Annotated in this window: 10 protein-coding genes; 3 read left to right on the top strand and 7 right to left on the bottom strand. The window is 61.7% G+C overall.

The annotated features are described in order from the left end of the window. Positions 1 to 25 precede the first annotated feature (25 nt). Both NKH67_RS26245 and NKH67_RS26240 read right to left on the bottom strand, forming a co-directional pair. The gene (locus NKH67_RS26245) at positions 26 to 2,029 is read right to left on the bottom strand and encodes a hypothetical protein (protein WP_352502948.1); all 2,004 of its coding nucleotides are present in this window, start codon (positions 2,027 to 2,029) and stop codon (positions 26 to 28) included. Beyond that, entirely contained in the window at positions 2,026 to 3,549 is a 1,524-nt protein-coding gene (locus NKH67_RS26240) for an NAD(P)H-hydrate dehydratase (protein WP_352502949.1), read from the bottom strand. The genes NKH67_RS26245 and NKH67_RS26240 overlap by 4 nt, the downstream gene beginning before the upstream one ends. Before the next feature lie 358 nt (positions 3,550 to 3,907). Between NKH67_RS26240 and NKH67_RS26235 the strand changes: the two genes are divergently transcribed. Both NKH67_RS26235 and glnA read left to right on the top strand, forming a co-directional pair. Then, entirely contained in the window at positions 3,908 to 4,246 is a 339-nt protein-coding gene (locus NKH67_RS26235) for a P-II family nitrogen regulator (protein WP_019857988.1), read from the top strand. Positions 4,247 to 4,300: 54 nt separating this feature from the next. After that, positions 4,301 to 5,710: a type I glutamate--ammonia ligase gene (glnA, locus tag NKH67_RS26230; protein WP_023675115.1), complete on the top strand. Its 1,410-nt coding sequence runs from the start codon at positions 4,301 to 4,303 to the stop codon at positions 5,708 to 5,710. A gap of 116 nt (positions 5,711 to 5,826) precedes the next feature. On the opposite strand, the gene NKH67_RS26225 is transcribed toward glnA, so the two are convergent. Next, positions 5,827 to 6,867 (bottom strand): glutamine synthetase beta-grasp domain-containing protein, encoded by a 1,041-nt coding sequence (locus NKH67_RS26225; protein WP_023717535.1) that lies wholly within the window; start codon positions 6,865 to 6,867, stop codon positions 5,827 to 5,829. A gap of 319 nt (positions 6,868 to 7,186) precedes the next feature. Between NKH67_RS26225 and NKH67_RS26220 the strand changes: the two genes are divergently transcribed. Continuing rightward, positions 7,187 to 7,381, top strand: a complete 195-nt coding sequence (locus tag NKH67_RS26220) for a DUF2735 domain-containing protein (protein ID WP_352451032.1) — start codon at positions 7,187 to 7,189, stop codon at positions 7,379 to 7,381. Positions 7,382 to 7,456: 75 nt separating this feature from the next. On the opposite strand, the gene NKH67_RS26215 is transcribed toward NKH67_RS26220, so the two are convergent. The 4 genes from NKH67_RS26215 to NKH67_RS26200 form a co-directional block, all read right to left on the bottom strand. Continuing rightward, positions 7,457 to 9,346 carry an MFS transporter gene (locus tag NKH67_RS26215; protein ID WP_352502951.1) on the bottom strand — a complete coding sequence of 630 codons (1,890 nt, stop codon included), beginning with the start codon at positions 9,344 to 9,346 and terminating at the stop codon, positions 7,457 to 7,459. A 187-nt stretch (positions 9,347 to 9,533) separates the two neighbouring features. After that, entirely contained in the window at positions 9,534 to 10,325 is a 792-nt protein-coding gene (locus NKH67_RS26210; RefSeq protein ID WP_352451034.1) for an ATP12 family chaperone protein, read from the bottom strand. A gap of 2 nt (positions 10,326 to 10,327) precedes the next feature. Further along, positions 10,328 to 11,185, bottom strand: a complete 858-nt coding sequence (locus NKH67_RS26205; RefSeq protein WP_502893808.1) for a DMT family transporter — start codon at positions 11,183 to 11,185, stop codon at positions 10,328 to 10,330. Positions 11,186 to 11,253: 68 nt separating this feature from the next. Then, entirely contained in the window at positions 11,254 to 12,234 is a 981-nt protein-coding gene (locus tag NKH67_RS26200; RefSeq protein WP_352451037.1) for an RluA family pseudouridine synthase, read from the bottom strand. Positions 12,235 to 12,271 lie beyond the last annotated feature (37 nt).

Genomic DNA, 12,271 nt, shown 5'->3' with positions numbered 1-12,271 from the left:
TGCGGCCAATGTCAGAGTCGTCGGCCTATTCCGCTTCCGCTGCTCCGAACCCGGCTCCCATCGTCGCGCGGACGGCGCCCGACCACGGCGTGGCGTGATTGTCGATGCGCATCTGGAAGATGAAGTAGGTCGGCGAGCAGAAGCCGATGCCCTTCACTTTGCCGATACCGGGTGTATCCGGCGGCAGCGACTGACACATGTAATCCTCTCGGCAGAAATGGTCGGCCGAGCAGGCAGGACGATTGCCGCGATTGACGGCGCCGCCCAGGCACTGGTCGAAATTATTGGTCGCCACGCAGGTGTCGAATTTCTTGCCGCCAACCAGCCCGCAAATCTCGTTCGGCATCGGCTTGCCCGTCTTGAAGGCGGCAAAGCTGCGATCCCGGTCATCGCAGCCGCGATAGGCGATACCCGCCGGCACACCGATCTTCGGCGGTCGGCAGGTGTAGGCGGCGCGCGAAATGCCCGGCGCGAACGCGGCGAACTGACCGGTGATGGTATACCGGTCATTGAAAGGCTGTGCCGGGTTGCTGGCGATGGATCCCGTTAAACAAGGGTGGCCGGAAAACATATCTTCGCTGTCCTTGGGCAACAGGCATTGCGCCAGCTTGGTGCGCACGCCGGACGCGGTTGTCAACGGCGTGCAGACGGTGCCGCCACCGCATTGCCATGTCGCGCCGAAGCGGGCCGCATCCTGTGGCATCAGGCACGGCATCGCCATTTCGGCCGGCGAATAGGCAATTTCGCCGGCATCGGTCCATGTCGCCGGCGGCGCGAAGGACAGCGGGCGGAAGCGGTTCGGTTCCTTGCCGTCGGCAGTCGCGTGCAGCCAGGCGACGCGGCGCGGGATGTCGGCGTGGAGATGCGGCGAGATGCCGACCTCGATGCGGTTGAGCGGCGAGGTCGTCTTGTCGTCAAGTCCGATGAAATGGAAGCCGGCGGTCGAACCCGCCTGATGGCAGCCCTGGCAGGCGCCGTTGTCCAGCCGCTCGACCAGTGCCTCCGGCGTGCGCACCAGCTTCAGCGCAGAGAAATCGACACCAGCGAAATCCGCGGACTGGAACAGTGGCGTGAACAGGTGGTTGGCCTGCCGCGCACTGCCGAAGGTCGACCAAGAGATGACCTTCCTTGCCAGGAATTCCTCGGGAATCTCGTAGACGCCGAGATCGACCGCCGCGACATTGGTGCGGACATAGTCGGCAAGTCTTGCTTTCAGCGCAGCGTCTTCGGCGAGACGTGCCGTGTCGGGCGTGTTTTCCAGCGGCTTTTCGCTGACAGCCGCTCCGTCGATGCCGAAAATTCGCATGAGATAGGCAGCCTGCCCGCCGAATTCGGTCTCCTGGCCGGAGGGGAAGCGCACCACTTGCGCATTGAGCTCGAGCTGCTTGAAGGTGAGCGCCGTCCTTTCCAGCGGCCCACCGGTCAGCCAGCCGGCATCGACGCTCTCGTCGAGTTGTGGTGCCCAGCGTCCGGCGACGCCGACACAACCGCCGTCGGCATCCGGCGCGGCATCGTAGACGGCACTGAAATTGAACGGCAGGCGCGAGGCCAAAACCTTGCCGTTCTTCTTGAAGCTGTAGGCGAGGCGATAGATGAAGCGCACTTCGCCGCAACTCGTGTCGCCTTGCAACGCGGCGAAGTCGCGCCGGTCGAGCCGGTTGACCACGCCGACAAGGCGGAAGCGTGCGGCCTCGGTCCTCAGCCAGCGCATGTCCATGACGCGGCCAACATTGCCGTCGGTCACTTCGTAAAGCGGCCGGCCGCCGGCCTTCATCTCGGCCCGCAATGCCGCGACGTCGCTTGCAATCGTTTCGACGATCGCGTGATAGGCCGGAGCCTTGTCATAAAGCGTCTTCAAATCGCCGTTGTCATTGACGCCGAAAATGCCGGCGAGGCCAAAGCCCTTGCTGTCAAGCTGGGCGAGAACGGCCGGGTCGTCGATGATGGTCAGCGGAGTTCCGGCGTTCGCGGCCTGCGCCATGGATATGGCACTAATGATCGCAACGAGCAGCGCAATCAGGCGGTTCATTCGGCAGCCTTCCCGCGGCTTTCAACGAGCTCGCGCAGGACCGGCACCAGCGCCAGCGACAGGTCCTCGGCGATCAGCCCCGGTCCGAAACGGCTGCCGGCCCCGGCATGGATCCAGACTGCCGCACAGGCCGCTTCAAAGGCCGGCATGCCCTGCGCCAGCAGCGCGGCGATGATACCCGACAGCACGTCGCCCGAACCGGCGGTGGCCAACCAAGGCGCGCCATTGCCGTTGATCGCTGCCCGGCCATCGGGGGCCGCAATCACAGTGTCGGCACCCTTGTAGACGAGAGTGGCGTTGGCCCGTTCGGCTGCGGCGCGTGCCTTGGCGAGTTTGGACAGGTCCTTGTCCTCGGCGATATCTGAAAAAAGCCTGGCGAATTCGCCGTCATGCGGCGTCATCACCAGAGCCGGCGCGCTCGGCCGGCTGGCGGCTTCGAACAGGGCATCCGTCGCGTCGCGAAACGAGGTGACGCCGTCGGCGTCGAGCACCAGTCCGTCGATCCCACCGTCTTGCCCACGAGCGCCATTCAGCACGGCCAGGGCGAATTCGCGCGTCTTCTCACCAATGCCAAATCCTGGGCCGAGCACGAAGGCCGATGGCCGGCGGCTGCCGACGAATTCGTCCACATCCGCGACAGTGTCTAGCTTGCGCAGCATGATCGAGGTCAGATGCGCCGCGTTCACATGGATGGCGTTCGCCGGCGACAGCAAGGTGACGGCCCCTGCCCCGCTCCTGGCCGCGGCAAGCGCTGACAGCCGCGCAGCACCCGTCGCCGACGGCCCGCCGGAAAAGACGCCGACATGGCCGCGTTTATACTTATGGGCGTCGACGGCCGGAACCGGAAAGCGGCCAAGCCAGAGCGCCGGAATGTTCTCGAATGTTCGTGGTTCAAGCTGCGCAACAACACTGTCGCTTATGCCGATATCAGCGAGCACGATTTCGCCGCACAGCTCGCGCCCCGGCAACAAAAGATGGCCTGGCTTTTTTCGCGCGAAGGTCACGGTGATTCGGGCGTGGAAAGCCTGACCGAGGACATTGCCGCTCTCGCCTGAAACGCCCGACGGCAGGTCGACCGCGACGACCGGCAAGTTCAATTCCGCCGCAATGTCGATCACCTTGGTGGCGTCGCCGGACAGCGGCTTGGACAGCCCCGCCCCATAGACCGCGTCAACCACGACCGAGCCCATCTCGGCAACGAAATCCGACAGCGGCCGAGCTTTAGCCGGGCATTCCGACGCAGCGAGTGCCGCATCACCTTTGGGCGATCCGGACGCCCACACAGAGACATCGACGGCGCTCTCCCGAAGGAGGCGCGCAACGACATAGCCGTCGCCGCCATTGTTGCCGGGGCCGCAAAGCACGTGGACGCGCGTTGCGTTCGGGTAGCGCTTGAGCACCACGGCAGCAACCGCAGCGCCGGCATTGCGCATCAGGCCAATGCCGTCGAATGGACCAGCGGCAATCGCCAGCCGGTCGGCCTCGGCCATTTCGGACGGAGAAAGAAGTTCGTGGCTCATGCGGGCGACATGCACATCATCTGCCGAAGCATTGTCCAGTTTTTGATCCGACGCAAACTACGAAGGTTATGAAACACACCGGCAATGCCCGGAGCGACGAGTCGGAGGTCCACAGCTGCCCATGAAATACCCGATCTGCCCATTTTTTGTGCGGACGACGGGACCGGCGGTGTGTAGGCTCGCGGCGTTCCTGGCGCATCCGACGCAGGGAATGACGCGAATGTACATTCCCGCGTAGCATGGTATCCAAATCATGTGAGCCCACCCGGCACCCCATCAATTGGCACAGTTCGTGCTTGATTGAGGCGCAAGCGGGGCTCACAACCCGTCTTTTTTGGCAGTGGAGGCCACTTTTTACATGAAAAAGATCGAAGCGATCATCAAGCCGTTCAAGCTAGACGAAGTGAAGGAAGCGCTTCAGGAGGCCGGTCTGCAAGGTATCACCGTTACCGAGGCCAAAGGGTTTGGCCGCCAGAAGGGCCATACCGAGCTTTATCGCGGCGCCGAATATGTCGTCGACTTCCTGCCGAAGGTGAAAATCGAAGTCGTGCTCGGCGACGATGCGGTCGAAGCAGCGATCGAAGCCATCCGCAAGGCGGCCCAGACTGGCCGTATCGGCGACGGCAAGATCTTCGTCTCCAACATCGAGGAAGTGGTGCGCATCCGCACCGGGGAAACCGGCATGGACGCCGTCTGAATTTTCCCGTTAAAAGGCCATGTTCAAAACGTCATCACATAGGGAAGCAGGGACATGACGACAGCCAAAGACATCATGAAGCAGATCAAGGACAACGACGTTAAGTTCGTCGATCTGCGCTTCACCGATCCGAAGGGCAAACTGCAGCACGTTACGATGGATGTCGTCGAGGTCGAGGAAGACATGTTTGCCGATGGCGTCATGTTCGATGGTTCCTCGATCGCTGGCTGGAAGGCGATCAACGAGTCCGACATGGTGCTGATGCCGGATTCCGATACGGTGCATATGGACCCGTTCTTCGCGCAGTCGACCATGGTCATCCTGTGCGACATCCTCGATCCGATCTCCGGGGAGTCCTACAATCGCGACCCGCGCGGCACCGCTAAAAAAGCCGAGGCCTACATGAAGGCCGAAGGCATCGGCGACCAAATCTTCGTCGGTCCTGAAGCCGAGTTCTTCGTGTTCGACGACGTCAAGTACAAGGCCGATCCTTACAACACCGGTTTCAGGCTGGATTCGACCGAACTGCCGTCCAATGACGACACCGACTACGAGACCGGCAACCTCGGTCATCGGCCGCGCATCAAGGGCGGCTATTTCCCGGTGCCGCCGGTCGATTCGGCGCAGGACATGCGCTCGGAAATGCTCACCGTGCTCGCCGAGATGGGCGTGCGCGTTGAAAAGCACCATCACGAAGTGGCCGCCGCCCAGCACGAGCTCGGCATCAAGTTCGACACGCTGGTCCGCAACGCCGACAAGATGCTGATCTATAAATATGTCGTGCACCAGGTCGCCAACGCCTACGGCAAGACGGCCACTTTCATGCCGAAGCCGGTGTTCGGCGACAATGGCTCGGGCATGCATGTCCACCAGTCGATCTGGAAGGAAGGCAAGCCGACCTTCGCCGGCAACGAATATGCCGGCCTGTCCGAGAGCTGCCTGTTCTATATCGGCGGCATCATCAAGCATGCCAAGGCGATCAACGCCTTTACCAACCCGCTGACCAACTCCTACAAGCGCCTGGTGCCGGGTTATGAAGCGCCGGTGCTGCTCGCCTATTCGGCACGCAACCGCTCGGCCTCGTGCCGCATTCCGTTCGGCTCGTCGCCGAAGGCCAAGCGCGTCGAGGTCCGCTTCCCCGATCCGGGCGCGAACCCCTATCTTGCCTTCGCCGCCATGCTGATGGCCGGCCTTGACGGCATCAAGAACAAGATCCACCCGGGACAGCCGATGGACAAGGATCTCTACGACCTGCCGCCGAAGGAATTGAAGAAAATCCCGACCGTCTGCGGCTCGCTGCGCGAGGCTTTGCAGAGCCTCGACAAGGACCGCGGCTTCCTGAAGGCCGGCGGCGTATTCGACGACGACCAGATCGACAGCTATATCGAGCTCAAGATGGCCGAGGTAATGCGCTTCGAAATGACCCCGCATCCGGTCGAATACGATATGTATTATTCGGTGTGATCCGGATCGTTGCAGCCAATAGAAAAAACCCCGGCAGGGACGCCGGGGTTTTTTATTGTGGTGCGATTGGAGAGAAAGTCACAGCGCAGACCTGAGGTCCACGCCATGACGAATGCTCAAGCCGCTGCCGAAACCTCGGCGCTGGTCGGGACGGAGGCGATCGTCTTCAATATCTGCGAGGCGATCTGGTAGGGGTCGCCCTGCGAGTTCGGCCGGCGATCTTCGAGATAGCCCTTGTAGCCGTTGTTGATGAAGGAGTGCGGCACGCGGATCGAGGCGCCGCGGTCGGCGATGCCGTAGCTGAACCTGTTCCACGGCGCGGTCTCGTGCTTGCCGGTCAAACGCTTGTCGTTGTCCGGCCCGTAGACGGCGATGTGATCCATCAGGTTCTTGTCGAAAGCCGCCATCAGCGCTTCGAAATACGCCTTGCCGCCGACTTCGCGCATATAGGCTGTCGAGAAGTTGGCATGCATGCCCGAGCCGTTCCAGTCGGTGTCGCCGAGCGGCTTGCAGTGATATTCGATGTCGATGCCGTATTTCTCGGTCAGGCGCTGCATCAAATAGCGTGCCATCCACATCTGGTCGGCGGCCTTCTTGGAGCCCTTGCCGAAGATCTGGAATTCCCACTGGCCTTTGGCCACTTCGGCGTTGATGCCTTCATGGTTGATGCCGGCGGCAAGGCAAAGGTCGAGATGCTCCTCGACGATCTGCCTGGCGACGGAGCCGACATTGCTGTAGCCGACGCCGGTGTAGTACGGGCCTTGCGGCGCCGGATAGCCACTCTCGGGGAAGCCGAGCGGACGGCCGTCCTTGTAGAAGAAATATTCCTGCTCGAAGCCGAACCAGGCGCCCTCGTCGTCGAGAATGGTGGCGCGCTTGTTGGACGCATGCGGCGTCACGCCATCGGGCATCATGACCTCGCACATAACGAGCGCGCCATTGGTGCGGGCCGGATCGGGATACACGGCGACCGGCTTCAAAACGCAGTCGGAGCTGTGGCCCTCGGCCTGCATGGTCGAAGAACCGTCGAAGCCCCACAGCGGAAGCTGGTCGAGCGTCGGAAACTCGGCATAGTCCTTGACCTGCGTCTTTCCGCGAAGATTGGGAACCGGGGTGTATCCATCGAGCCAAATGTACTCGAGCTTGTATTTCGTCATTCTAGCCTCTCGTTGCTTGATCACCGAACCCTGGATGGCGCCGGGGCGAGCCGGCCTATCCAGCAGCCGACCTGCCGGATTACTAAAATGCAATTCGTGTGCCATTCTCGCCGGCGATGGATGCGGCAAAAGTGAGGTTGTATCCGCCCAAAATCGCTGGTCCGCCGTCATGCTGCGTTCGGATCATCCACAAGCACATTTTGCACAAATAATATGCAAGTACTGATCTTTTCGTAATCATATTGCCTATTTCGATTGCTGAACCTATGTTGGGGAAAGGTTGAATCGGCAAGGTTCTGTCGAAGAAAGGAAACCGACAATGGAAATCACTTCCACTCGTCAGTCGGCCAAAATCCTGATGTTCCCCGTGGCAGCGCGCGCTTCTGCCTCAAATTTAAGCGGAAAGGCTAAGTTCGCGGCAGAACTTGCTTCGTTGCGCAACCGCACGGATTTCGGAAGTGCCTGGTATCATGAGGCAGCGATCGAGGAAGCGAACCAGGATCGGAAGAGCTAAGCCCTGCGCTCGATAAATTGAAAAAGCCCGGCGCGATCGCTCGCGCCGGGCTTTGCTTTGAACCGGGCAGGCCGGCTACTGTTTGGTGTGCAGGTCCGTTCCGAGCGTATCCCTGACAAAGATCATGCCGATGATCAGCGACATCGCCGCGATCACCACCGGGTACCAGAGTCCGTAGTAGATATCGCCCTTGTAGGCGCTGAGCGCGAACACCGTCGCCGGCAGCAGCCCGCCGAACCAGCCATTGCCGATATGGTAGGGCAGCGACATGCCGGTGTAGCGGATGCGGGTCGGGAACATCTCGACCAGGATCGCGGCGATCGGCCCGTAGACCATCGTGACGAAGATCACGAGGATGAGCAGGATACCGATCGTCATCGGCCAGTTGACCGCCGCCGGGTCGGCGAACATGGCGAAGGGACCGCCGCCCGGTACGGTGTAGACGGTGACCTCGGGAGCTCCCGCAGCCTCATCGGCAGTCAGCAGCTTGTCCTTGACCGCCTGGTCGGTCGGAACCATCGCCTTCTCGCCGGCGCGGATCGCGGCCGCATCGAGCTTCAGTTCGGGATTGGCCGCGATGAAGGCTTCGAGCTTCTGATCCGGCACCTTCGCCGCTGCCCGTTTCAGCGGATAGCCGCCGTCCTGAAGCGCCGTGTTTACCGCCTTGGCGAAAACAGCGTCCTTGGCCTTGGCTTGATCGCCGGCTGCGGTAGCGTCATACGACTCAACCGTCTCGTTGCCGATTTTGACCGACGCAGCAGTGCCGGGCGCTGCCGTGGCCACTACGTCATAAGGCACCGAGTTCTTGGTCAGAAACGAGGTGGCGATATCGCAGGACGTGGTGAACTTCGCCGTGCCCACCGGGTTGAACTGGAACTTGCAGTCTCCCGGTGCCGCGGTCACCGTCGCACGGGTGTTCTGCTGCGCTGTGGCGAGCGCCGGGTTGGCTGCCCAGGTCAGCGCCTTGAACAACGGGAAGGTGCAGACGATCGCCAGTGCAAGGCCGGCCATGATAATCGGCTTGCGGCCGATCTTGTCGGAGAGCCAGCCGAACACGACGAAGAAGATCGAGCCAACAGCCAGAGCAATCGCGATCATGATGTTGACCGATTGCGGATCGACCTTGAGCACGTTCTGCAAGAAGAACAGCGCGTAGAACTGGCCATTGTACCAAACTACGGCCTGACCGGCCGTGAGGCCGAGCAGCGCCAGCAGCGCGATCTTGGCGTTCTTCCACTGACCGAAGGCTTCTGACAGCGGCGCCTTGGAGCCTTTGCCTTCGTCCTTCATGCGCTGGAAGGTCGGCGATTCAGAAAGCGACAGCCGGATCCAGATCGAAATGCCGAGGAGGAGGAAGGAAACGATGAACGGAATGCGCCAGCCCCAGGCGGCGTAGGTTTCCTTGGTCATCGACCCCTGGACGATCAGGATGACGATCAGCGACAGGAACAGGCCGAGCGTTGCCGTCGTCTGTATCCACGACGTGTAGTAGCCGCGGCGATCGTCGGGTGCATGCTCGGCAACATAGGTGGCGGCACCGCCATACTCGCCACCGAGCGCCAGGCCTTGCAACATGCGCAAGATGATCAGGATCACGGGAGCGGCGATGCCCAAAGTCGCATAGCCAGGCAGCAAGCCGACCAGGAAGGTCGACAGCCCCATGATCGTCATGGTGACAAGGAAAGTGTATTTACGGCCGACAAGGTCGCCGATGCGGCCGAACAGCAGTGCGCCGAACGGGCGCACGAGGAAGCCAGCGGCAAACGCCAGCAGCGCGAAAATATTGCGCGTCGCTTCCGGAATGGTTGGACTGAAAAAAGTCGAACCAATGAACACTGCCAGCGAGCCGTAGAGATAAAAATCGTACCATTCGAAAACGGTGCCGAGCGAGGAAGCGAAGATGACCTTCTTCTCCTCGCGCGTCATGCCGCGGCTTGTTTTGCCGGCGGTCGATGCCATTGCCATGAGCGTATCCTCCCGTGTGATTCCGTCAGTCCTCGATGCTGCGCGTCATCGTCCGCGTTTCCTCGGAACGCAGACTCAGTGCAGCCACCAGTACAAAAAATGACAGAAAGCGCCGTCCAGAGGCAGACCGTCTTTGGGATTATGACTTTGGTCTAATGTGCAGTGCGAAATAGAAACGACGGTGCGGTCAGCCTTTGAGAGCTTCGAGCAGCGTGACTGCCGCCATCATGTCGCGCTTGCGGGCCGCGCGGTGCGCGACGGCCTCGGCATCATGGCCCCATTGCTCGGCCTGCCAGTCCTCGTCGACATGACCGGCAGCCCAGGCCGCCTCGCCGTCGAGCTCGCCGAAGTCGACGGCCAGCGCCAGCAGCGCCGATCCGGTCAGCGACGTCATGACGTGGATGGCGGCAAGGCGCAGCGGATCGGCACGTTGGGCAAGATGCTGGCCAAGCAGCGCGATACTCTCGCGCGGCTGTTCGACATGGATCACGCCTTCGGCAAGATGGAACCGGGCGCCGAGCGCGCTGCGCACCCAGTCGATGACCGGATCCCAATGCTCGTTCTGCCGGTCGACGAGTCCTTTGGGCGCATCGGCGCGGTAGCAGAGCAGATCGGACGAGGCAAAGCGCAGGATGTCCTCCAGCACGGCCTGGGGATCACTGGCGACGCCATCGATTGCCGTATTGACCAGACGCATCACCGGCATCGTCACCGGGTTGATGGTCTCCTCCTGTGCGGCGAATTCCTCGGCGACGAGAGCAGCCGCCTTTTCGGTCGGCAGCTCCAGCAGCGCCTTGGCCGGCGTGCGGACGGGCTTGCCATCGAGATGGACGGCAAAACCGTCTTCGACCGGTGCTACCGCGACGGTCTTGTAGAAGCGCTTCGGCAGCGGCGTCTTCATCTGGATCTGGGCGCGACGCACCGGGTCCGGATCAGAGAGCAGCTTTCCAGCTTCGAGATCGTTCAATATATCGCGCATGCTCATCCGGGACTTTGTTTTCGGGCCGGCCGGTTGACGATGATGAGTCCGGCGGCGATCAGGGCGAGTGCCAGGAAGATACGAACGGTCAGCGGCTCGTTCAAGAACACGGCGCCGCACAGCACACCAAATACCGGCGACAGGAAAGTGAAGCTCGACAGTCCAGATGCAGGGTAGCGCCGCAGCAGCCAGAACCACAGCACATAGGTGAAGGCGACGACATAGACGGCCTGGAACAGCAGAGCCAAGGTCGGCAGAAGAGTAAAGTTGCGGACGGGCGGCCCGGCAAAGGGCATCACCAAAATGCCGACGACAGCGGCTCCGGCCAGCTGATAGAGCAGCAGCTTTTCGGCGCTGGCCGTCACCAGCTTCGACCGCTTGATGACGATATTGGTCACGGCCCACAGAATGCCGGCACCGAGACTGAGCAAATCGCCACCCAATGTTGCGCCGCCATTGGCGCTCAGTTTATCCGAAAACACCGCGATCAATCCAGCGAAAGCGAGCAGAAGACCAACGAGCTTGCGTGCCGTGATGCTTTCGCCCAGCAGGAAATGACCGCCGACCAACATCCAGAACGGCATGGTGTTGACCAGCAAAGTGTTGCGCACGACAGTGGTATGCTCGAGCCCGACATAGAGAAACAGGAACTCGAGACCGAAAAGCGCGCCTGCCAGAATGCCGGCGACGAGGGTCTTGTCGGGCGTGAACAGCGCAATGCCGCGCCAGCGGCACCAGCCGAAAACACACAAGCCGCCGATCACCGAGCGGGCGATCGACAGGAAAACGGGATCGTAGCCGGCATAGGAGATCTTGGCGGCGACGTAGTTCAGCCCCCAGGAAAAAGTCAGCCCAAACATGATGGCGGCTGCCGCCAGATCGACCGCGTCACGGCGGTCGAGGGTTTCTGTGGCGACGCCCACCAGCGCTAGTCCTCGGCACTCTGCTCGTCGAAACCGAGCAGGTTCCAGCTCTGGCGCATATGCGGCGGCATCGGTGCGGTGACGTCGACAAAGCCCTTGTCGGGATGCGGGATAACGATGCGGCGCGCGTGCAGATGCAGCCGGTTCTGCATGCCGCCTGGAAAATCCCAATTGGTGTCGGCCTCGAAATATTTGGGGTCGCCGATGATCGGGCAACCGATATGGGCGGCATGGACGCGAAGCTGGTGGGTGCGCCCGGTATAGGGTTCCATTTCCAGCCAGGACAGCGTCTGCGCCGCCTGCTCGACTATGCGGTAATAGGAGACGGCGTGATCGGCGCCCTTTTCGCCATGCTTGGCGATACGCACACGATCGCCGTCGGGCGTCGGTTCCTTGATCAGCCAGGTCGAGATCTTGTCCTCGCGCTTCGGCGGCACGCCCTTGACCAGTGCCCAGTAGGTTTTCTTCGTCTCACGCGCCCGGAACGCTTCGGCGAGCTTCATGGCGGCGAGCCTTGTACGAGCGACAACCAGCACACCCGACGTATCGCGGTCGAGCCGGTGCACCAGGCGCGGCTTCTCGCCCTTCTGGTTGCGCCAGGCTTCCAGCATGTCGTCGACATTGCGGGTGACGCCCGAGCCGCCCTGCACTGCCAGGCCGGCCGGCTTGTTGAAGACGAAGACCTTCGGGTCCTCATGGATCAGCATCTTTGCCAAAACGTCGGCGTCGCCCTGGTTGCGGATCGAATGACCGGTGAGCGGGCTTTCGCCTTTCTTGTCAACTTCGAGCGGCGGCACACGCACCGTCTGGCCGGCTTCGACGCGGGTATCGGCCTTCACCCTGCCGCCGTCGACGCGGATCTGGCCGGAACGCAGCAGCTTCTGCAGATGACCGAAACCGAGACCGGGGAAATGGCTCTTGAACCAGCGATCGAGCCGCATGCCCGCCTCGCCGGCGTCCACTGTGATCTGTTCAACGCCTGCCATGATTCCAATCGCCGTTTTGCAGGCATGCAACGGCATT

It is taken from the genome of Mesorhizobium sp. M0968, from assembly GCF_040319065.1.
GTDB lineage: Bacteria > Pseudomonadota > Alphaproteobacteria > Rhizobiales > Rhizobiaceae > Mesorhizobium.
Note: the sequence above shows the minus strand (reverse complement) of the source record. Positions and strands in the feature narration are given on the sequence as shown.

Excerpts from the sequence above, each read along its gene's own strand:
- NKH67_RS26245 (WP_352502948.1), bottom strand. The coding sequence starts at position 2,029 with ATGAACCGCCTGATTGCGCTGCTCGTTGCGATCATTAGTGCCATATCC.
- NKH67_RS26240 (WP_352502949.1), bottom strand. The coding sequence starts at position 3,549 with ATGAGCCACGAACTTCTTTCTCCGTCCGAAATGGCCGAGGCCGACCGG.
- NKH67_RS26235 (WP_019857988.1), top strand. The coding sequence starts at position 3,908 with ATGAAAAAGATCGAAGCGATCATCAAGCCGTTCAAGCTAGACGAAGTG.
- glnA (WP_023675115.1), top strand. The coding sequence starts at position 4,301 with ATGACGACAGCCAAAGACATCATGAAGCAGATCAAGGACAACGACGTT.
- NKH67_RS26225 (WP_023717535.1), bottom strand. The coding sequence starts at position 6,867 with ATGACGAAATACAAGCTCGAGTACATTTGGCTCGATGGATACACCCCG.
- NKH67_RS26220 (WP_352451032.1), top strand. The coding sequence starts at position 7,187 with ATGGAAATCACTTCCACTCGTCAGTCGGCCAAAATCCTGATGTTCCCC.
- NKH67_RS26215 (WP_352502951.1), bottom strand. The coding sequence starts at position 9,346 with ATGGCAATGGCATCGACCGCCGGCAAAACAAGCCGCGGCATGACGCGC.
- NKH67_RS26210 (WP_352451034.1), bottom strand. The coding sequence starts at position 10,325 with ATGCGCGATATATTGAACGATCTCGAAGCTGGAAAGCTGCTCTCTGAT.
- NKH67_RS26205 (WP_502893808.1), bottom strand. The coding sequence starts at position 11,185 with ATGTTTGGGCTGACTTTTTCCTGGGGGCTGAACTACGTCGCCGCCAAG.
- NKH67_RS26200 (WP_352451037.1), bottom strand. The coding sequence starts at position 12,234 with ATGGCAGGCGTTGAACAGATCACAGTGGACGCCGGCGAGGCGGGCATG.